The organism is Vibrio sp. Y2-5, from assembly GCF_014596725.1.
Taxonomy (GTDB): Bacteria; Pseudomonadota; Gammaproteobacteria; order Enterobacterales; family Vibrionaceae; genus Vibrio.
In genome coordinates this window covers 1009695-1030845 of the sequence record NZ_JACVEG010000001.1, presented here as the reverse complement: position 1 = coordinate 1030845, position 21151 = coordinate 1009695, and the positions used below count along the sequence as shown (strand labels likewise).

The window sequence follows — 21151 nt, the reverse complement described above, 5'->3', positions numbered from 1 at the left end:
ACATGTATTCACGTTTTATTGCTTTGGCTTTACTCTGTCTTGCATTACCAAGTTATGCGACGGAAGAGTCCGTCAGTGCCGAGAGCTTTCAACAGATCGCCAGCTTAGTCCGATGGAGCGGCGTACTATTCTCTATCCTAATCATTGCTGCCACTTGGCTGTTGCTGAAGTTCATGAGCTCATTAGTTGAGACAATTGGCAGTCAGTTTGCGCAATATCGAATGTTGCTGCAAAAGCTCCAATCGTTTCTCCAGTTCTTTATTTACATGGGCGCTGGTGTGGTGGTGTTTGTCCTTAGTTTCAGGATCAATGACCATATTCTGGCTTTGATTGGTGGTACGTTAGCGGTGTCCGTCGGCTTTGCTCTAAAAGACTTGGCAGCATCGTTTATCGCAGGGATGACGGTTATGATAGACCGCCCGTTTCAGGTTGGTGACCGTGTCACATTTGAAGGGCATTATGGCGATATCATCACCATTGGCTTGCGTTCTGTCCGTATGCGTACTCTGTCAGACGACATCATTACCATCCCAAACAACAAGTTCTTAAACGAAGTAGCCGTCAGTGGTAATTATGGTGCCCTTGATATGCAGGTGGTGATTCCTTTTTATGTTGGTATGGACGAAGACATCGTTTTAGCGCGCAATCTTATCCAAGAGGCCGCCTCTTCCAGCCGATATATTCATTTACCTAAACCGGTAACTGTATTGGTGAAACAAACCATTACCGATAATTATTTGGCGGTTCAGTTAACCTGTAAAGCTTATGTGGTCGATACAGCGTATGAGAAGTTGTTTGAGACAGATATTACTTTGCGGGTCATGGATGAATTCAAACAACACGGGATTAAACCACCGAAAATTGCGATTCACGCACAATAGATCTTCGCTACTATTTGAAACGCTAGTTTTAGACTGATAACAAAATGCCTCCGTATCGAGGCATTTTGCTTTATCGACATTAAGAGACTGATTTAGCGATGATCTGGTCTGTTTCTACTTTTACAGGCAGGAAAACACTGAACACACTGCCCTTACCGACTTCTGACTGCACTCTGATCTCACCACCGGTTTGACTGAGCATACTTTGAGATACAGATAAGCCTAACCCGGTACCATCACGCTTAGTGGTATAAAACGGGTCAAAAATACGTTTAAGATTTTCTGGCTTAATGCCGCAACCTTGATCTTCAATCGTTATGATAGCGCCAGCACAGCGATCGTCTTCAATCCAATCTTGGCTTTGTATCGTCAGTTTGCCTTTACCGTTCATAGCGTGGATAGCATTCATCTGCAAGTTAACCAGAATCTGCAACAGCAGATGGCGATTAACTTCGACGGATTTACGAGCGTTAAGATCAACAACAAACTCTATATCTCGCTTTTTAGCGCCAGTTTTGACCAGTGTGATACTTTCTTCAATGATTGGGTTGACGTGCTGCCAGGTAATTTCATCTTGCACGCCACCTTGTCGGCTATATTGAAGCAAACTGCGAGTAATATTTCGGATTCTATCCACCTGTTCCAAAATCGCCTGAATCTCTTCTTCAATACGAGCGCCGTCTTCACCTAATTCAAATTGAATTAACTCAGTGTTACCTAAGATCACTGCTGTTGGGTTATTGATTTCGTGGGCGATCCCCGCGGTCAATTCACCCAGAGCAGCCAGTTTTTCATGCACAATCAATTTGTCGCGCGTGGTGTGCAGCAGTTCAATATGGTGTTCTAGTTGTTCGGTTTTTTCTCTCAGCTTGGTCGTTCTAGAGTGAACTTTTTCTTCCAGTTCGTAAGCTGCATTCTGAATTTCATCATTTCGCTGCTGAAGTAGATCAAGCATGTTGTCAAACTGCTTTGCCAGTTGTGCTAACTCATGCTTTTCATCTAAACCAAGTGGACCAATACGCTGGTTTTTACCCAACTGAACAAGCTTCACTACGCGATGTATACGCTCAATGGGGCGGAAAAGATCGCGAGACCCGCGATAGACAAACAGACTTGATACCGCCAGCAGTATTAAGGTCGTCACCGCGATTTCAAAAATGTTAGTAAGATAAGTTTTGACAAGCGGCCACATTAAATAGCCGGTATATAGCATGCCGATGACTTGATTGTTGTGATTGCGGATCGGCTGATAAGCAGTGATATACCAAGCATCATAAACATATGCTCGGTCAATCCAATTTTCGCCACTACCAAGAACAGAATGCTTTACTTCGTTAGATACTCGGGTGCCTATTGCACGCCCTTCTCTTTCCTCACTATCGAGAGGCACGTTGGTGCTGACGCGTAGGTCGTCTAAAAATAAAGTAACGGTACCCATTGGCTTGGACTTATCGTCAGTATACGGGTAAACAATATCGCGAATCTCGTCGATCAATCCACTACTGTTGTTCAGTAGCTCACCACCATCAAGAAAGCCAATCGCTTTGTTGGCACTGTCGTACACCGTTATTACCGAACGGCTGACTAATCCTCTGCTTTCTACATCATCACCGTTCAACACTTTCACTTTTGCGCGTTGTGCCAAATGGGGTTCTAACTCTTGTAGCGTTTGACCATCCAGCACATCAAAAAAGGTCTTTTTACGACTCAACTCGTCATAGTAGGCTTTGTTCTCTAACGTCCTGACGGGCTTAAAAGCCAGGAAATCGAGTTGATAACGTTGTTTCTGGCTTTTTACCCAAGTTTCAACCGAACTCACTGATTGTTGGTTCAAACGCACCTGAAATTCATAAGAGTCCGCAAGTGCCTGAATCCGGTCTGCTTGATTCTGTTGTTGAATTGAAATTGATTTGTTTGCAACACTCAATCTTTCAGCAACATCAACAAGTGTACTTTGCCATGTGTAATGAAGAGACCAGTAAATTGAAATCGCAATCAACGCAAGTAAAGTGAAAGCTATGGGGACTGAAGTCAGGATCAAAAGACGATAGCGAACCATCGTCTGGAAGCGATGTTTCCATTTACGCCACAGTGGAAAATCATTCCACATTTTCAGTACCTTCGCTTTCCCACTCTTTGTACTTACGCTCTAATGTCTTCCTTGCTACACCCAAATCTCTTGCGGCAGCTGATTTATTACCATCATGAAAATCAACCAGTTGCTCAATATGCGCACGCTCGACGTCCTTGAGTGTCCAAGCATTAGGATAGCCCGCAGCCAGATCATTTTTTTTGTTATCAATGTACTCAGGCACACCTGCAACATGTGACACCGTCACTGAAATATTGGTTGGTTGAGCAATTCCATTCATTTCTCGCCAATAATGCGCAAGAGGTTTACCCAGTAATATGCAGCGCTCTATCAGGTTCTTTAGTTCTCGGATATTACCCGGCCAATCGTAATCATTCATTGCGCTAATATCTTCGTGCGCCCATTTAGGTACTGGCACTGCAAGTTCGTTACACAGTTTTTGAGTAAAAAATGGCACCAGTTCTCTTAAGTCGCTCTTACGATCACGTAAAGGAGTAACATCAATTTTTAGTACGTTGAGACGGTAATAAAGATCGCTGCGGAATCGGCCATGTTCGACTTCTTTTTGCAAATTGCGGTTAGTTGCGGCAACGATTCGTACATCGACATTGATCTCTTTTTCAGAACCTACGGGACGAATCGCTCGTTGTTCTAAAACTCGTAGCAGAGAAGATTGCATGGTTAAAGGCATCTCTCCGATCTCATCGAGAAACAGAGTGCCACCATTAGCAACTCTGAATAGACCTTCACGACTTTTCTTCGCGCCAGTAAACGCTCCAGACGTGTGGCCAAACAGTTCACTTTCTAGTAATTCTGGAGCAATGGCACCACAGTTAACGGGAACAAATGGACCTTTGCGTCCACTGGCCTCGTGAATACCTCGTGCTACCAGTTCTTTACCTGTTCCAGATTCACCTTCAATCAATACAGAGGCTCTTGAGGGGGCAAACTGTAAGATTAACTGCTTGAGTTGTTTCGTTTTGTCTGACTGACCAATAATTTGACTTGTAGTGTGGCGCTCGAAGTCATGCTTTAACGCATATTGCATGCGGGCACTTAAGCATTTGTCCATACAGCGCTTAACAGCCTGCATCATCTGCTCTAAATTGAAGGGTTTGAGAATGAAATCTGACGCACCGAGTTTTAGCGCTCTAATCGCGGTTTCCAAGTCGGCATAACCAGTCATAAAGATCACTTCAGCTTTATGATATTCGTCGCTAAAGGCTTCTTCCCATTCAATACCGGATCGACCGGGTAAATTGATATCCAGAATGATTAAATCGTAGTGATTCGCCGTACGCAGTGATTCCGCTTCTTCAATAGAGTTCGCACAATCCACTTTAGAAAACCATTTGCTTAAGGCTTTTTTCAAAATGGCCTGCATGCCTATTTCGTCGTCGACAACAAGAACCGAAAACGCCTGATATAAAGGAGCTTGCTTTGAATCTATAGTATTGCTCATGAGTTTCTCAAAGATAATTCATTAGGACATAACGACTCACATAACCATACTACCGATGTGTCCTTATTGAGACATTTTGTCCCTACAAATGTGCGCTATCGCCTAATTTTGTAAGAATAATCATGATATTGTCTATTTCCCACACAAAAAGCCTAGCTTTAATTTTGGCATCTAGTTTGCTATGTCTGGTGTGCTATAAGGCGATTCATTCATCGCTTGTAGGTAGATTAGCAATCAATCTAGCTCAGCCCACAATTACAATTAAAATGGATTTCAAAATGAATAATAAGATTACTCTTGCTCTTGCAGCAACGTCATTGGTTTTAGTCAGTTACTCAGCATCAAGCGCTGATGATACACACCGTATACGCTTAGCCACCACGACCAGTACCTACCATTCAGGGTTATTAGACTACCTTCTGCCAACTTTTGAAAAAGAAGCAGGCTACAAAGTGGATGTCATCGCAACGGGTACCGGTAAAGCGCTAAAAATGGGTGAAAACGGTGACGTCGATTTGGTTATGACACACGCGCCGAAATCAGAAGCAGACTTTGTTGATAAAGGATTCGGTGTACTGCCTCGCAAACTGATGTACAACGATTTTGTTTTAGTTGGCCCTAACAATGATCCAGCTAAAATCGCGCAACAAAAAAATATCCTAGATGCTTTTAGTCATATTGCTAAAGATGGTGTGACATTCATTTCCCGAGGTGATGATTCTGGTACACACAAGAAAGAGCTTGGTATTTGGGCTCAGGCAAAGATTGAACCAAACTTTGGTGGTTATAAGTCGGTAGGTCAAGGAATGGGGCCAACACTTAACATGGCTTCTGAACTTCAAGCTTATACGCTTACAGACCGCGGCACTTGGCTCGCCTATCAGAACAAACTTGACCTTAAAATTGTGTTTGAAGGTGATGACAAACTGTTTAACCCATACCAAGTGATTCTCATCAATCATGAACGTTACCCAGCAACAAATTACCAAGGTGCCAAAGCGTTTAGTGATTGGCTGGTTTCTGAAGAAGGACAACAGAAAATCAACAGTTTTACCCTTAATGGACAACAACTTTTTGTTGCGAACGCAGACAAATAACGGTCGTGTATGAGCCTCTGGCAGACTACTCAAGACGCACTGAGATTACTGATCAATTTTGACGCTGAACTTTGGGAGATCGTTGCGGTCTCCTTCAGCGTTTCGTTATCAGCAATCTGTATGGTGTTAATTCCGGCTATGCTTTTTTCGTTTTTGCTTGCTTACAGCAACTTTCGCGGAAAATGGCTTCTGCTGTCAGTGATAAACACACTTCAAGCGGTTCCAACAGTAGTGATTGGTTTGCTTTTATACATGCTACTGTCACGCTCAGGACCAATGGGAAACTGGTCTCTACTTTTTACGCAAAAGGCGATGATCCTTGGTCAGATGATGATTTGCTTCCCTATTCTGGTGTCTATGATGCATGGCACTTTGCAATCCAGTGACCGACGTTCTGTCGAAACTGCGATGACTCTAGGGGCTTCAACACCAAGGATCGCCGCTACTATTATCTGGGAAACACGTTTTCCGTTGTTGGCGGCCGTCATCGCAAGCTTTTCAAGAATCGTCACTGAAGTGGGCTGCTCGATGATGGTGGGCGGAAACATAATGGGTTTGACCCGAAATATCCCGACCGCAATTGCTATGGAGAGCCGTAAAGGCGCTTTTGCTCAAGGAGTTGCATTAGGAATGGTGCTACTATGCTTAGCATTGGCCTTGAATTTTGCACTTTCCGCAATGCGCGGAAAAGGCTTTTTGAGAACGTAAGGACAAGAATGACAATAACACTCAGCGCTCAAAAATTATCAATGCGTTTTAAAGATCGAGTGCTATTCCATATCGATCGTCTGTCTATTGGGCCAAACGATGCTATCTATCTAAAAGGTGATAATGGCGTCGGAAAAACAACCTTACTTAAAATTTTGGCGGGTTTGCAGAAACCTTCAACAGGAAGTGTTTCAAACTCATTTCGTTGGTGGCAGCGATTGATACATCCATCTGCTCACCATGAAGTTATTTATCTGCATCAAACACCCTATCTGTTTGATGCTACCGTTTATCAAAACGTACTGTACGGAATTAAATTTTCTTCACTTAACGCAAAAGAAAAGCGCTCTACAGTGATAAATGCATTACGTATGGTGGGTTTAGAAACTCTCGCAGACGAACATATCTCTGTTTTGTCTGGCGGGGAGAAGCAGCGTGTAGCTATGGCTCGAGCATGGATTCTTAATCCTTCTATTTTGCTCATGGACGAACCGAGTGCGTCACTCGACCAGGAATCCATCGACAGACTCGTTATCATGGCGAAGGATTTGTTGGCTCGAGGTTCCAGCCTTGTTATCACCAGTCATCAAGCGAACGCATTAACTGCAATATGCAAAAAACAGTGGTGGATTAATGATTGCACGCTTATCGAAACACCATTGCTACACATAGTAAAACCAGAAAAAGAGAGAACCAATGTTACTTCCCTCTCAAACTAGTTGGGTCATTCTTGCCGGTGGGCAAGCGACTCGAATGGGTGGAAATGATAAAGGGCTTATTAAGCTTAATAACAAACCGCTAATTGAACATGTCATTGAACGATTACAGCCACAGGCTTCGCAAATCCTGATTAATGCCAATCGCAATCTCGATAAATATCGCCACTATGGAACCGTCATTAGCGACAGTTTTAATGGCTTCCCCGGGCCTTTAGGGGGAATTCACAGTGGCTTAGTGAATGCACAGACGGATTGGGTCGGTTTTGTCCCTTGTGATAGTCCGTTAATATCCGATGATCTTGTTGAACGCTTTTGTCAGGCAGTCAACGACGAAAGCGATATTGTCGTTGCGCACGATGGAGAGCATTCTCAGCCTGTATTTACGCTCTACCATAAACGTGTTTTGCCAAAACTTACTGCATTCTTAGAGCGTGGCGACAGAAAGATAATCTTGCTTTATAACGACTGCCATACTGACTACGTCGACTTCAGTGATTCGCCACAGTGTTTTGTCAATTTAAATACGCCAGATGAGCTGGCGCAATTCGGAGCGTTACAAATATGAGTCCTCAACGCCCTTCTCTGCCTTTATTAGGTTTCGCCGCATACTCAGGAACTGGCAAGACGACATTGCTCGAAGCGCTCATTCCTAAATTAACGAATGCGGGGCTTCGCTTAGGTGTTTTAAAACATGCTCATCATGACTTTGATGTAGATATTCCGGGCAAAGACAGTTATCGATTACGCAAAGCTGGCGCAAGCCAAATGCTCATCGCATCACGTAATCGTCATGTCATGATGACGGAAACTCCGGATGCAGAAGCAGAGTTCAACTATCTGCTTAGCCGTTTTGACAGCGAAAAATTAGACATTATCTTGGTCGAAGGTTGTAAAAACATTGCCTTTCCCAAAGTTGAGTTACACAGAAACGAACTCAATAAACCTTGGTTGTACCCAAACGATAAAAACATTATTGCGATTGCTGCAGACGAAGTGGTTGAAAGCGAACTGCCGCAGCTCAACATCAACGATTTAGATGTCATCGCTCAGTTTGTTGTGGATTACGCCAATGATTTTGGCGCAGAAAAACCAACCTCGGGTAGCTGTGATACCTTGTCTCCTTCTTTTTTATCGGTAGAACAAGGTCGACAAGCGATACTCGAACGTGTGCAGACTCTGACAGATATTGAAGCTATCGATTTATCGCAAATCTATAACCGAGTATTGGCGAAAGACATTACGTCACCAGTCAATGTGCCGAGCTACAGAAACTCGGCTATGGATGGTTTTGCAATACGAGGCAACGACTTAAATAGAGAATACTATCAAGTTGTAGCAGAGATAATGGCTGGCGATGTTTACGCAAACGTTGTTGAACAGGGTCAGGCTGTGAAGATTATGACTGGTGCTGCGGTTCCCGAAGGTGCTGACACTGTCATTATGCGTGAACAAGCAATCGTAACTGGCGAAACAGTGACTTTTGGCAGCGCAACAATTAAAGCTGGTCAAAATGTCCGCCAAGCGGGTGAAGACTTAGCCATAGGCCAGAACGTTTTCCCAATAGGTCAGCGTTTATCTTCACCTGAAATTGGCATGCTGGCGTCTTTGGGAATGAACGGTGCTCCGGTTTATCGCAAATTAAAAGTCGCTATTTTTTCTACAGGAAACGAAGTTCAGGCTCCAGGCACAGCTGCCAGTGATTCACACATATTTGATTCTAATCGATACACACTTATGGGGCTGTTAGCTCATTTAGGTTGCGAGACCATAGATCTTGGAATCATCGAAGATGATGAGCAATCCATGATTGATGCTTTGAACAACGCTTCTCAATCAGCAGACGTTGTATTGACCTCTGGTGGTGTCTCTGTCGGTGATGCCGATTTCATTAAGTCGGCGCTTGAGTCCTTGGGCACGATAGAATTTTGGCGTATCAACATGCGTCCGGGACGACCTCTCGCATTCGGAAAAATTAACGATACACCTATCTTTGGTTTACCCGGAAATCCGGTTGCCGTTATGGTCTCGTTCATTAATTTTGTCGAGCCAGCCCTGCGTAAAATGCAAGGTGAAGTAAACTGGAATCCATTGAAAGTGCCTGCGGTTGCAACAGAAGATCTCCGTTCACGCCAAGGGCGAACTGAGTTCACTCGTGGCATTTACAGCTTTAATGAACTTGGACAGCTGACAGTAAAATCGACAGGCAAACAAGGTTCAGGGATTTTACGCTCTATGAGTGAAGCCAACTGCTTAATTGAAATATCTCCGGCAGTAGACACAGTTAAAGTCGGCGAAAGCGTGACAATTATCCCGCTTCAAGGCAGAATCTAGCGCTTAGAATTTGCTGCAAACGAGAGAAGCTATGGCTCGCACGATTATTTATACCTACAAAGACGAAGAGAAGACGCTGACTTTCTCTTACCAACAGCACAGAAATATCCACGAAGCTGTCGCTGAAGCAGAAGGCATAGACATTACCGACTATCTGAAAATGGAGCAGCAGCTAGAACTAATTTCTGACTCTAAAGCAGTTCGCAACTATCGCGACAACCATTTCAAAAAGCTAGGTTTTGGTGTCATCACCTTAAAACCAAAAGAAAACTTAGGTGTGGGTAAAAAACCAAAACCTCAAGTTAAGTAAGCAACTAGAAGTAAAAAAGAAGGGCTTGAATAATCAAGCCCTTCTTTGTTTTTATTCTCTACCGCATTACTTGATGTTCAAGAATGCTGCACCGCGTACGCCGCCTGAATCACCGTGTTTGGCTTTGATGATTTTCGGACATTTAGCCACAGAAAGCAGATGTTTAGAAATACGTTTTGGCACTTCTTGGTAAATCAACTCAAAGTTTGATAGACCACCACCAAGAACAACCACATGTGGATCATGTGCAGTGAAAATGTTACCAAAGCAGATTGCGAGTAGTTCCATGAAAAGGTCAACATGTTTTACTGCTTTCTCTTCACCTTCGTTATAAGCGTTGATGATGTCGATAGCTTTCTTTTTCTCACCGTTGTTGTGAGCATAAATCAGCTCAAAACCTCGACCTGAAAGATAGTTATCCATACAGCCTTTATTGCCACAACCACATTCTAGAAGAGGTGCTTTACTATCACCGCCTAGATGGAACCATGCATCAATAGGAAGACGCATATGGCCGATTTCACCCGCTACGTGGTTACGACCTGAAAACACCTTACCGTTATAGATAAGGCCACCGCCAAATCCAGTACCTAAGATCAAACCAAGTACTGATAGCTCGTCTTTCAGTTCATCATCCCATGCTTCAGAAAGTGCAAAACAGTTCGCATCGTTTTCAATTTTTACGCTACGACCAATCTTAGCTTCTAGATCGGCACGTAGTGGTTTACCTTTTGCGGATGGCACGTTTACTGTCAATACAGTTGCATCGTCAGCGTCTTCCATACCCGGTAAACCTAAACCGATCGTACCTTCTACACCAAATTCAGCGTCATATTTAGCAACTAGGCCAGCAATGGTTTCAACAAGTTGTTGGTAATCTTCCGTTGGTGTCGGAACACGTTCAGTTGCAACGCGTTCAAGTTTCTCGTTGAACGCACCAAATTCAATCTTAGTGCCACCGACATCAAAGCCGTAATACATGCAAACCTCTCCTACTCTATCCCAGTAATAGGGAAATTATTCAAATCGACTCACTCACCAATTGCGCCATCTGTTAACCGATATAAAGCTTAGGTATGTTCTTGATATTTGCGCAATTAATTCGCGATTAAAAAATATTGGCTTATTATCCACAACAGACCCTATGCAATCCGTGACCAAACACTTATTTATCTGGCTACAAATACTGATTGCGTAAATGTGAAGCAGTATTGAGTGCTGAGTCTCAATCTAAACTTTGCTTGAACAGCAAATACTCTCGCAATGCGGTTTTTTCTTCTTTCGGTTTGATTCGAGTTTTGCCTAGAAGATAGCTTTCTTTGAACGTTTCAAACCATAGACGCAACGTTTCTGCACCAAGACGTTCACCAAACTTGTCCAACACCAGGCTGGCAACTTCAGCGGTAGCAAGATGTTGCTCATTATCTGATTTTCTCATCACATACTGTGAAAGTACCTGAGGCTCAATGGAGATCAGTGGTAAACCAGCGAGATAAGGTGATTTTCGAACGATTCTTTTTGCTTCACGCCAACTACCATCAACAAAGATAAGCAAAGGCTTTTTGCCCGCAGCGATGCTCTCAACTTCATGCATGACTCTTGAATGTTCTTCTTCCGTTTCTGCTGGAAACACGAGAACTGGAAAGTAAGCAGGATTTTGTAAAAGATCTAACATCTGAGAATCAGGATCTGTACGGCTCCACTGATAGACATAAGTTTCTTTCACTGTGTCGGCAATAAGTCTGCCAGTGTTACTCGGCTTAAAGACTTCCTGCTGAGAAACAATAAGTAAAACCGCTACTTGCGTCTCAATGTTTGGCTGATGTTGACACAAGCAATGAGTCAGACCGACATTACAATACGCACAACGCTGAATTTTACATCCGCGTGCAAGAAAAGGTTTTGTTGATCGTTCGAGCCGATATTGGTACAAACGATGGAAAGCATGGATTCTCATATTTGGTAGAAGTACTGATACGTTAGAAGTACTGAAAACTTAGAATGACTAAAAGTGGCGCAGAGTTTAACTGCTGTTACTTGAGTTCTCCAGCGCAATTTGAATTGGAGACACGGATTGGATTACATCAACATTGTAAAATCGTAAATGGGTACCACACGGAGGTGGATATGTCCTACCAACCAGAAACCGTCAGGCTAGCGTTTTTTATTCTTGTGTTATTTATTTGCGCATTTTGGGAGTCAAATGCGCCTCGTAAACACCTTTCTCAGAGCAAGTCGATTCGCTGGATAAACAATTTAGGTTTAGTCGGATTGAACAGCATGTTGATTGCGCTGTTGATGCCAGTTGTCGCCATGTCGGCGGCAAGCTGGGCAGAAGCTCACTCATTTGGCCTTATGAACTGGCTGGATATTTCTCCGTTCTGGGCGCTTATCTTTTCTGTTGTGTTACTTGATGGTGTGATTTATTGGCAACACATCATGTTCCACAGTATTCCTTTTCTTTGGCGTTTGCATCGCATGCATCATGCTGATCAGGACATTGACGTGACTACTGGGGCACGGTTCCATCCTATCGAAATATTGATTTCTATGTGGATCAAAATCGGAGCGGTAACCTTAATTGGTGCGCCAGTCTGGGCTGTGGTTGCATTTGAAGTTGTGCTAAACGCTAGCGCGATGTTCAATCACAGCAACGCAAGACTGCCATTAAAACTCGATGCTTGGCTACGAAAACTTATCGTAACGCCAGATATGCACAGAGTTCACCACTCAGTCATTGAGCGAGAAACCCACTCCAATTTTGGTTTTTTCTTATCTATTTGGGATCGCTTGTTCGGTACCTACATCGCTCAGCCTTATTTTGGGCATGATGAGATGAGAATTGGCTTACCGATGTTCAAGCGTTCTAGAGAACAATGGTTGGATAAAATGCTTACCCAACCATTTAGAGAGAAGTAGAGAGTGACGAGTTGATTAGCTCAAAGCATATTTATCAAGCATCGCTTTTTGTTGTCCTGCGATGTCTGAGACTTGTTGCGAGCTGTCAACCATAGACTCTATCTGCTGCTTTGTTTGTGTTGCCTGATCTGAAATTTGTACGATTGAACGACTGACATCCGCGGTCGCACGCTCCTGCTCTTCCGTTGCAACTGAAATCTGCTCTATTCTTGCTCTGATATGGTTCACAGCACTTTCGATATCCGCAAAAGTCAGTTTTACTTCTTCGCTTGATTGAAGCGCAGACGCCATTTCATTCCTAGAATCAATCACTGCTTGACGAGATTTCGCAGCAGACGCCTCAAGCTGACTCATCATGTCACGAATACTACCGGTTTGCTGCGTTGTATCTTTCGCCAGTTTACGTACTTCATCTGCAACCACGGCAAAACCACGACCATGTTCACCGGCACGTGCAGCCTCGATCGCCGCGTTTAGCGCGAGTAAGTTTGTGCTTTCTGCAATGCCAGTGATGAGATCGACCAATTCACTAATGCGTGAAACGCTGGTATCCAGCTCAGACATCGCAGATTCATTGGTATTCAAAGACCCTTCTAACGCTTCCAGTCGGTAACGATTCTGCTCCACCGCTTTCACACCCTGAGAAGAATGCTCTGCTGCTGTAACCGAATCTGTATAGGAATCATTAGTCACCCCTGCGATTTCTCGTATCGAGGCTTCTAGCTGGTTTATCGTTGTGACCATGCTTAACAGTGCTTCGTTCTGGATAGTTAATCCATGATTCGAGTGCTCCGCCGCGTCATGGCTAAACTGCGCAGTTTGATAAAGCGATTCGCAGTTAGAGGTGACGGTTGTCAACGACTCATTAGTCGACTGGATAACTTGATTAAGTTTTTCAGAAAGATTATGGAATTCCATAGGTCCAACCAACTGAGCTGTATGACTGAAATCATGCTCTGTCATATAGGTTAGATTCTTCGTAATGTTACGCATCCCTTTGTTTACCCAAACACGTAAACCAAGCCAAGAGAGCACAACGATAGCAACCAATACCCCTCCACCGATAAGCAATGCCAGAGTCATATCACTAATGGTTTTTTGTACTTCATGCTCTTTAGTTTGAATGATATTGGTGGTGATGTTAGACAGTGTCGAAAGTTGTGCCGCAATGGTATCCGCCATTAAGGCCGCTTGAGTAAAATCAGCATTTTGTGTTTGTGCGGTTTCCAAACGAACCATGATCTGATCGAGAATACCGCCCGATTTAAACCCGTCGAGAACCATCTGGTAAGGCGCAGTCAGACTTGCAAACTCATTGACATCAGGGTGCCACTCTTTGAAATCGTCAAAAGCCAGCTCTAAACCAGAGATACGCGTTTTCAGTTCTTTATACTCTTTTTTCGCCAGTTCCATATCTTCTTGAACCATGAAGAGCAGGAAGGTGCTTTCCATCACGCCTGAAGCTGCGACAAAGCGATTCGCCGCATCCATTGACTCTGGATTATCCACAGCTAAAAAAGAGGCGATACGGTTCATTTCGGGTCCAATTGAACTTAATCCATATCGGAAACCTGTAGCTTGTTCGGTAATCTTCGCAGTTTGCTCAAGCTGAGTTTGCTGTGACTGTGTAATTGCAGCGGAAAGCTGAGAAAACTTATCGATATTTTTTGTTAGTTCTTCTTGTATTGTCGGGTCAATCAACGTCCCGAACTCCTGAGTAATTCCTTTCATCTCTTCTAAACGAAGATCCGCATTTTGATCCAGAGTTAATAGTTCAGCTCGGATATTATTCAGTTCATCAACGGTTTTTACTCTGGTGCTGTAACCAATGTATTTCGCTTGTTCAAGAATGTTTTGCGTTAACGCAGCATTATTGGTTGATAACGGTAATGCTCGTTCTGATAAGTGACTAAATTGATAGCCGATTTTGTCTATGCCACGAACACTGGTGACAGAAAGCGCTATGACAAGTATGGTTATGGTGATAAAAATAAAGGAAAGTGTTTGAATAAGCGAAAACGTTATTCGGTGCTTGGCAGAATTATTCATTTCAAAGGTAGTCCAGTACCAGTTCAAATATAACGTTCGGTATATTAGGTATTTTTTATGACAAATTTATTTCAACAACCAATAATTTACCGCCCTCTGTCTTGGTTTTTTATGCTTTCATTGGTCACAGGATGTGCTCAAAATCAGAGTTCTCAATATTCAATAACTCAAGACAAAAGCCTTTTATCTTCAAATACCGGAATTGAAAAAGTTGCCGAGCGCGAAGCGTCGTTTTTTAGTGTCTACAACCAGTGGCAAGGCGTGCCCTACCGTTTAGGTGGGAATAATAAAAATGGAATTGATTGCTCGGCATTTGTGCAGATAGCCTATCGTGATGCTTGGCAGCTACCTTTGCCAAGAACGACTAAGTCACAAAGTAAAATAGGTGAGAGTGTTAAGTATAACGCGGCTAAATACGGAGATTTAGTCTTCTTTAAAACGTCAAAAACAACGAATCATGTTGGTGTATATTTGGGGAATCTCAGATTCATGCATGCATCCACATCACAAGGGGTCATCATATCTCGTCTTGATAACCCCTATTGGGCATCCAAATTTTGGCAATTCAGGAGAGTGGACAGCATGACTAATTGATTTAATCGTAAGTCGCTACTGCTGTATCAAATAAATTTTTAACCAGCGCGATGTATTCATCCAGAAAAATGATTTGATCATTCGTCGCAGGTTTTGCCCATACCCCGGCTAACACTTCTCCCAAATCTTCTACTACAGAATCCGCTTCTTTAAGAAGTTGGAAACGTACACTCGAATGAAGCTCAGGGTTTTGTTCAAAAACAGCCATAATGTTACTCGCTACCATATCAGTAACGACATCTTCTACGCTTTCTTCACCGGTGTCGCCGCCACGGGTGAAGACATCCATGTTGAACGCAAGATGTTCTATTAGCGCTAAATAACCATCGGTTTCTACAACCACTTTAATTCTCCGCTTTACTGCTTCGTCACCAGTAACTCACTGTACCTTCAATAATACTAAGCCATGTGAGGAAAATTTCACACATTTGATATGTTTGCTTGATGAAATATCAAACGATTCATTGATAAAAATCTAACTTAGTACAAGAAAGCTATAGGCTTTATGCTCTTAATTAGCGACTTAACTATTTTATTAAACTCATTGTGACTTTCTATTCAATCAAAAGGCAATATCGTTCGTGAAACGTTTTATGAGTAAGTTCACAAATATGCTGATTAACTGCATAGCAAAACTAAGTTAATGAAATTATTTGCTTTACGGTTCAGTAAAGTCTCATCGGATGTTCTAAACTAATACGGACTAAGAGACGGTCATGGAGTTCATACTATGTGGCAAGCTATCACCCAACAACTCTCCGATACTTTAATGTTCCAGTTTGACCTTGTTGAGAAAACAAAATTACAAGGTGGGGACATTAGTGAAAGTTATATGATTACCGACGGTAAAGAGCGGTATTTTGTGAAGCTAAATGATCGTAATTTTTTACCGAATTTTGAAGCTGAAACCGAAAACCTCCGTATTCTACGAGAGAGTGACAGTATTCATGTTCCCGAACATGTGCTTACTGGCAGTACCAAAGATCATTCTTTTATCATCCTCAACTACCTAGTTACCAAACCTCTTGATGATGCGACTAACAGCTTCAAACTCGGGCTTGAACTGGCTAAGTTACATCAATGGGGAGATCAAAAAGAATACGGTTTCGATATCGATAACTACTTAGGTTGTATTGTTCAACCGAACAATTGGACCAAAAAATGGTGCCAATTTTTTGCAGAACAAAGAATTGGTTGGCAACTTCAGTTGATGCATGAAAAAGGCATTCACCTAGTTAACATCGACGAATTCGTTGAAGTGATTAAGCAAAGGCTCGCTAACCACACTCCCCGACCATCATTGCTTCATGGAAATTTGTGGAATGAGAATGTCGCAAATTCACCGATTGGCCCTATCTGTTACGACCCTTCCTCTTATTGGGGTGACAGAGAGTGTGATATTGCTATGACAGAGCTGTTCAGCGGGTTTCAGCCTGAGTTCTACCAAGCGTATGAAGAAGTACTGCCCTTAGAATTTGGATATGTTGAACGCAAAGACATTTATAACCTCTATCACATACTTAACCACTACAATCATTTTGGTGGTCATTACTTAGATGAAGCTGAGTATCTAGTTAAGAAAATTCTGTCGTTCTAAACTTATCGATGAGATAAGTATCTTACTAAAATTAAACAAGAAAAGAGCTAAACAACGTTAGCTCTTTTTTCTTTGTGACATAGTCGAAAATTGCACTTATTTCTCGTTCAGAATCAACTTCTCGTCTTACTATTAAATTGAGAACAACAAAAAAACAAAGCGAGAATCAAAATGAAAAACTTCATACAAAAATCGATTCTATGCCCCCATTGCGGGCACCATGTTCCAGTGACGTTGGATTCATCGAATGGCAGCCAAGAGTTTTATGATGACTGCCCGGCATGCTGTAATCCGATCCACATGAATTTGATGATCAATGAGCAATTAGACATAGTAGAACTTCAAGTCGATGCGGATGACGAACAAATTTTCTAACCGCTTTTGATTTTGGTCTGGCAAAGAACTTATTGTTTGGTAGCCAGCACTCGTTCAACGGTATCTACAATCGCCTGAGTTTGTGGGTCAAGCTCAACATTTACTTTGTCACCGACAGTTCGTTGACCAAAGAGCGTTCTCTGTAACGTTTCAGGAATGAGGTGAACATTAAAACTATTCTCTCTGACTTCTCCTATTGTCAGCGAGCAGCCATCTAAACCAATAAATCCTTTCGGCAAAACATACTTTATATATTGCGGTGACAGTTCAAACCAAATCGTTTTGTTGTTTGGTGTTTCAATCACGTCTTTAATGATAGCGGTATCCATAATGTGACCAGACATAGTGTGCCCACCAATTTCATCACCAAATTTAGCTGCTCTTTCGATGTTAACCATGGAGCCGACTTCGATCTCACCTAGGTTAGTCAGCTTAAGTGTTTCTTGCATTAAATCGAATGAAACACGATTTCCATCGATATGAGTAACGGTTAAACAGCAACCGTTGTGTGCAATTGAAGCACCAATAGATATCCCTTGATTTAATGGGGCCTCTAGCTCAATAACATGGGTTTGAAATTTGTCTTTTTTATCAATAGCCACGACTTTCGCCATGCCTTGCACAATCCCAGTAAACATTTAGTATTTCCGATAGTTTTTCGTGGTGATCAGTGTGACATTTCTTTATCATTCCCACCAGTACGACCCGCCGATTAATTAAGCAGTAAATATTCCGTTCGGAGAAGTTTGTGCAACATTATAAAAATGAAATAAAGAAATTAGTAAAGTTATCAACGCCAGTTCTCATTGCTTCGATAGCTCAAACCGGTATGAGTTTTGTCGATACCGTTATGGCTGGTGGCGTAAGCGCGACCGACTTAGCGGCAGTATCCGTTGCTTCAAGCATTTGGATGCCGACCATTCTATTTGGTATTGGGCTTTTGATGGCATTAGTGCCTGTTGTTGCTCAGCTAAATGGCTCTGGAAGACAGCATAAAATCGCATCGACTATACATCAGGGTGGATTTTTAGCTTTAATCGTTTCGATTCCAACCATCATAGTGCTTCTACAAGCTGGTGCTATTTTGGAAGTAATGGAAGTTGAAATTTTAATGGCGCAAAAAACCATCGGTTATATCACTGCGATGATCTTCGCCGTGCCTGCATTCTTGCTATTTCAGGTATTGCGCAGTTTTGCCGAAGGTATGTCTCTGACTAAACCTGCGATGGTGATTGGTTTCTTTGGCCTATTGATCAACATCCCGCTCAACTGGATCTTCGTTTATGGTAAGTTAGGCGCACCTGCACTTGGCGGTGTTGGTTGTGGCGTAGCGACTCTAATCGTTTACTGGCTAATGTTTTTGATGTTGTTGTTCTATGTGGCGACATCGAACCGTCTTGCACACATTAAGTTGTTTGAACAATTCCACAAGCCTGAATTCAAGCCTCAATGGCGTTTATTCAAGCTTGGATTACCGGTTGCAGCATCTATCTTTTTTGAGGTTACACTCTTTGCTGTTGTAGCTGTTGCCTTAGCGCCTCTGGGTTCACTGGTTGTTGCTTCTCATCAAGTAGCCATCAACTTCTCTTCTTTAATTTTTATGTTACCGATGAGTATTGGTGCGGCAGTATCAATTCGTGTAGGTCATACTTTGGGTGAAGAAGATGTTCAAGGTGCTGCAGTCGCGTCGCACGTCGGACTATTTGTCGGTGTTGTAACAGCATTATTGACTGCAGCCCTGACGCTGATATTCCGTGAACAAATCGCGTACCTCTATACCGACAACAGAGAAGTGATTAACTTGACCATGCAATTGCTAATCTTTGCGTCTATTTATCAATGTACTGATGCAATTCAAGTGATCGCTGCTGGTTCTCTGCGTGGATATAAAGATATGAATGCCATATTTGTGCGAACTTTTATTGCCTATTGGTTGCTCGGTTTACCAACCGGATATGTGCTGGCGATGACAGATTGGATTGTTGAACCAATGGGCGCCAAAGGTTTTTGGATAGGCTTTATCGTGGGACTGAGCTCAGCGGCGATAATGTTGAGCTTGAGACTGCTATGGATACAAAAACAGGACGAACAAATTCAGCTGGATTTCGCATCTAAGTAGATGGGTTTGAATGTTAGATTAAAGGTCAGCTATTGCTGACCTTTTTTATGTGGTTTAATCGTTTTCACTTTCTAAATAGGTATCTTCTAATCCTGCTATTACACTCTGATATGTGTCGATTTCACACACAAAGACGATCATTTTCTCAATAAAGCTCATAATGTGCTCCTACTCTTTCAAACTATGGACATGCATACGACCGGCAATCAAGCCCATACTGTATCCATGATCTAATGCCGCTTTGTTCATGGTTAGGCGTTTAACCGCAAAATGCTCAGGTGGTGCAATAACCCGTATATGAGCGTCTTTAGGCGGGTTACGAATAAACTCAAGTGAACCGTTATACTTTTCAGCTCGCGCAGTGACTGACTTAGCGACTTCTGGATAGCGAGAAAATAATTTTTTCATCATCCATTCGCTTTTCACTTTCGGCATTTCGTAACTTTCTGGATGTGAAAGCACGACTGTAATGTCTCTGGCACCTCGACGATAAGCCTCTTTAACTGGAATAGAATCTGATACACCACCATCGGTATAACATTGCCCATCAAAACAAGGCGTTTTCTTATATACCAAAGGCAAGGCTGATGTCGCTTCAATAGCAGTAACAAAATTTTCTGGTGTCACTTGATAGTAGTCTGGCTTGCCTGTTTGGATATTTGTCGCGGCAGCGTAAAACGGTACGGAAGAAAAAAGCGCTTCTTCATTAATGGGATAACGTTTATTCGCTTCATCAATCAGCCAGCGGACATCGACCAAATCACCGCCTTTTAGAAAGCGGCGCGGATTATAGAACTCGCTACTGGTAGCCAGTTGTGTGATTACCTGATAACTGCGCAGCGGTTGATTGGACAAATAACTGACAAGATTAGAAGCGCCAGCAGAAACTCCCATTACAAAATCATATGGGCAGTGGTTTAGTTCCATAAATGAATCAAGCACGCCGCTGGCAAAAATGCCACGCATTGCCCCACCTTCTACTACTAATGCTTTTTGTCCTGACACTATTTAAATCCTTGTTATCGTCGTTACCGTATAAAGATAAATGTTAGTGGCTAAGCTAGCAAATGGGTTTGATTTATCAATTGGATAGATATATCCGATTAAACAAAAGCTTGCTTAGCTGCAATCTGTTTGGCGGATTTGTTTTCTTCGAGGCGCGGGCAATTTGCACATAGTGACCGCCCCTTACATTTATGGACCAGGCAACAACTTGTTCTAACAAGTTTCAGTTTGTTCGAGGTTTCGTCCACTTTTAAGCTATTGATATGTTTGTTCGGTAAATTACATGCATCTAACCAAAGCTCTGCTTGCCGACGAATGGTGTTATTTGAGTAACTTGGTCTGATTTCTTGTAAACGTACTAAGCAATTTAACAGCTGATCAGCGAATAGATGATGCGTGAAACCCGGACGAATTCTTCCCCACTGATTGATCGCATCGCTATAAGTTTGAAACAGATGAGATAATTGCTGCCCTGCTTTATTAATGAGTGTTGTACGACAAGCATGTGTCCATTCATGATCTCTAAAACTAAACCCTGCAATAAAACAGTTTTGTTTGTGTTGAAAAATGGTTGAAACGTCAGGTAGCGCTCGCTGTGTATAGATCGCCACAAAAGAAACGAAAATTGGCTGCCAACAAAGCAAATCCCATGTGCGAGTTAGCCAATAAGCTTGACCAGCTTCCGGATTACTCTTGGCGATTTCTGTATATAGGAGTTCAATCGACTCAGGACTTAAAGAATGGGTCGGCTCATTGAATGTGGTTGTATCTTCAAGGTAACCATCCAAATACGGTGTAATTTGCCTAGCATGAAGGAATAATTTTTCGAAATGTAGAGTGGATAAACCCATTGATAACAGCCGTACCATTAAAAACTTTCAAATGATATATAT

General features: G+C 42.6%; 21 protein-coding genes. 12 read left to right on the top strand and 9 right to left on the bottom strand.

Translation table 11 applies throughout. The annotated features are described in order from the left end of the window. Positions 1-2: 2 nt before the first annotated feature. Positions 3-881 carry a mechanosensitive ion channel family protein gene (locus HUO09_RS04820; RefSeq protein ID WP_188233205.1) on the top strand — a complete coding sequence of 293 codons (879 nt, stop codon included), beginning with the start codon at positions 3-5 and terminating at the stop codon, positions 879-881. Between the two features lie 79 nt (positions 882-960). Here the strand turns inward: HUO09_RS04820 and HUO09_RS04815 are convergent, their stop codons facing one another. Continuing rightward, the gene (locus HUO09_RS04815; RefSeq protein WP_188233136.1) at positions 961-2991 is read right to left on the bottom strand and encodes a cache domain-containing protein; all 2031 of its coding nucleotides are present in this window, start codon (positions 2989-2991) and stop codon (positions 961-963) included. After that, the gene (locus HUO09_RS04810; RefSeq protein ID WP_188233135.1) at positions 2981-4435 is read right to left on the bottom strand and encodes a sigma-54 dependent transcriptional regulator; all 1455 of its coding nucleotides are present in this window, start codon (positions 4433-4435) and stop codon (positions 2981-2983) included. Before HUO09_RS04810 ends, HUO09_RS04815 begins: the two co-directional genes overlap by 11 nt. A gap of 278 nt (positions 4436-4713) precedes the next feature. Between HUO09_RS04810 and HUO09_RS04805 the strand changes: the two genes are divergently transcribed. Genes HUO09_RS04805 through HUO09_RS04780 form a run of 6 tightly spaced genes read left to right on the top strand, consistent with a single transcriptional unit; the run spans position 4714 to position 9600 of the window. Then, a complete protein-coding gene (locus tag HUO09_RS04805; protein WP_254869259.1) occupies positions 4714-5532 on the top strand; it encodes a substrate-binding domain-containing protein in 819 nt (272 codons plus the stop codon). Positions 5533-5541: 9 nt separating this feature from the next. Beyond that, the gene (locus HUO09_RS04800) at positions 5542-6240 is read left to right on the top strand and encodes an ABC transporter permease (protein WP_188233134.1); all 699 of its coding nucleotides are present in this window, start codon (positions 5542-5544) and stop codon (positions 6238-6240) included. An 8-nt stretch (positions 6241-6248) separates the two neighbouring features. Then, complete coding sequence (locus HUO09_RS04795; protein WP_188233133.1) at positions 6249-6959, top strand: energy-coupling factor ABC transporter ATP-binding protein; 711 nt, start codon at positions 6249-6251, stop codon at positions 6957-6959. Continuing rightward, positions 6937-7524 carry a molybdenum cofactor guanylyltransferase MobA gene (gene mobA, locus HUO09_RS04790; protein ID WP_188233132.1) on the top strand — a complete coding sequence of 196 codons (588 nt, stop codon included), beginning with the start codon at positions 6937-6939 and terminating at the stop codon, positions 7522-7524. The genes HUO09_RS04795 and mobA overlap by 23 nt, the downstream gene beginning before the upstream one ends. Beyond that, positions 7521-9290, top strand: a complete 1770-nt coding sequence (locus HUO09_RS04785) for a bifunctional molybdopterin-guanine dinucleotide biosynthesis adaptor protein MobB/molybdopterin molybdotransferase MoeA (RefSeq protein WP_188233131.1) — start codon at positions 7521-7523, stop codon at positions 9288-9290. The genes mobA and HUO09_RS04785 overlap by 4 nt, the downstream gene beginning before the upstream one ends. A gap of 31 nt (positions 9291-9321) precedes the next feature. Further along, positions 9322-9600 (top strand): DUF2960 domain-containing protein, encoded by a 279-nt coding sequence (locus HUO09_RS04780; protein ID WP_167412525.1) that lies wholly within the window; start codon positions 9322-9324, stop codon positions 9598-9600. A 66-nt stretch (positions 9601-9666) separates the two neighbouring features. On the opposite strand, the gene nagK is transcribed toward HUO09_RS04780, so the two are convergent. Continuing rightward, the gene (gene nagK, locus HUO09_RS04775) at positions 9667-10581 is read right to left on the bottom strand and encodes an N-acetylglucosamine kinase (RefSeq protein WP_188233130.1); all 915 of its coding nucleotides are present in this window, start codon (positions 10579-10581) and stop codon (positions 9667-9669) included. A 244-nt stretch (positions 10582-10825) separates the two neighbouring features. Further along, on the bottom strand, positions 10826-11557 hold the full coding sequence (locus HUO09_RS04770) for a tRNA-uridine aminocarboxypropyltransferase (protein ID WP_188233129.1): 732 nt from the start codon (positions 11555-11557) through the stop codon (positions 10826-10828). A 170-nt stretch (positions 11558-11727) separates the two neighbouring features. Between HUO09_RS04770 and HUO09_RS04765 the strand changes: the two genes are divergently transcribed. Continuing rightward, the gene (locus tag HUO09_RS04765) at positions 11728-12519 is read left to right on the top strand and encodes a sterol desaturase family protein (protein ID WP_188233128.1); all 792 of its coding nucleotides are present in this window, start codon (positions 11728-11730) and stop codon (positions 12517-12519) included. Between the two features lie 15 nt (positions 12520-12534). Here HUO09_RS04765 and HUO09_RS04760 read toward each other — a convergent pair whose 3' ends face one another. After that, a complete protein-coding gene (locus tag HUO09_RS04760; RefSeq protein WP_188233127.1) occupies positions 12535-14568 on the bottom strand; it encodes a methyl-accepting chemotaxis protein in 2034 nt (677 codons plus the stop codon). 57 nt (positions 14569-14625) lie between these two features. Between HUO09_RS04760 and HUO09_RS04755 the strand changes: the two genes are divergently transcribed. Continuing rightward, complete coding sequence (locus HUO09_RS04755) at positions 14626-15162, top strand: NlpC/P60 family protein (RefSeq protein ID WP_306464304.1); 537 nt, start codon at positions 14626-14628, stop codon at positions 15160-15162. A 1-nt stretch (position 15163) separates the two neighbouring features. On the opposite strand, the gene HUO09_RS04750 is transcribed toward HUO09_RS04755, so the two are convergent. After that, positions 15164-15505 (bottom strand): DUF3802 family protein, encoded by a 342-nt coding sequence (locus HUO09_RS04750; RefSeq protein ID WP_167412530.1) that lies wholly within the window; start codon positions 15503-15505, stop codon positions 15164-15166. Positions 15506-15892: 387 nt separating this feature from the next. On the opposite strand from HUO09_RS04750, the gene HUO09_RS04745 reads away from it, so the two are divergent. Further along, on the top strand, positions 15893-16759 hold the full coding sequence (locus HUO09_RS04745; RefSeq protein ID WP_167412531.1) for a fructosamine kinase family protein: 867 nt from the start codon (positions 15893-15895) through the stop codon (positions 16757-16759). A gap of 171 nt (positions 16760-16930) precedes the next feature. Beyond that, positions 16931-17134, top strand: a complete 204-nt coding sequence (locus HUO09_RS04740; RefSeq protein ID WP_167412532.1) for a CPXCG motif-containing cysteine-rich protein — start codon at positions 16931-16933, stop codon at positions 17132-17134. A 29-nt stretch (positions 17135-17163) separates the two neighbouring features. Here the strand turns inward: HUO09_RS04740 and HUO09_RS04735 are convergent, their stop codons facing one another. Beyond that, positions 17164-17772 carry a riboflavin synthase subunit alpha gene (locus HUO09_RS04735; protein WP_188233126.1) on the bottom strand — a complete coding sequence of 203 codons (609 nt, stop codon included), beginning with the start codon at positions 17770-17772 and terminating at the stop codon, positions 17164-17166. A gap of 110 nt (positions 17773-17882) precedes the next feature. On the opposite strand from HUO09_RS04735, the gene HUO09_RS04730 reads away from it, so the two are divergent. Then, on the top strand, positions 17883-19253 hold the full coding sequence (locus HUO09_RS04730; RefSeq protein WP_188233125.1) for an MATE family efflux transporter: 1371 nt from the start codon (positions 17883-17885) through the stop codon (positions 19251-19253). Positions 19254-19421: 168 nt separating this feature from the next. Here the strand turns inward: HUO09_RS04730 and HUO09_RS04725 are convergent, their stop codons facing one another. Together HUO09_RS04725 and HUO09_RS04720 are read right to left on the bottom strand one after the other, a co-directional pair. Then, positions 19422-20258 carry a patatin family protein gene (locus HUO09_RS04725; RefSeq protein WP_188233124.1) on the bottom strand — a complete coding sequence of 279 codons (837 nt, stop codon included), beginning with the start codon at positions 20256-20258 and terminating at the stop codon, positions 19422-19424. Between the two features lie 98 nt (positions 20259-20356). Further along, positions 20357-21109 carry a siderophore ferric iron reductase gene (locus HUO09_RS04720; protein ID WP_188233123.1) on the bottom strand — a complete coding sequence of 251 codons (753 nt, stop codon included), beginning with the start codon at positions 21107-21109 and terminating at the stop codon, positions 20357-20359. Positions 21110-21151: the final 42 nt, after the last annotated feature.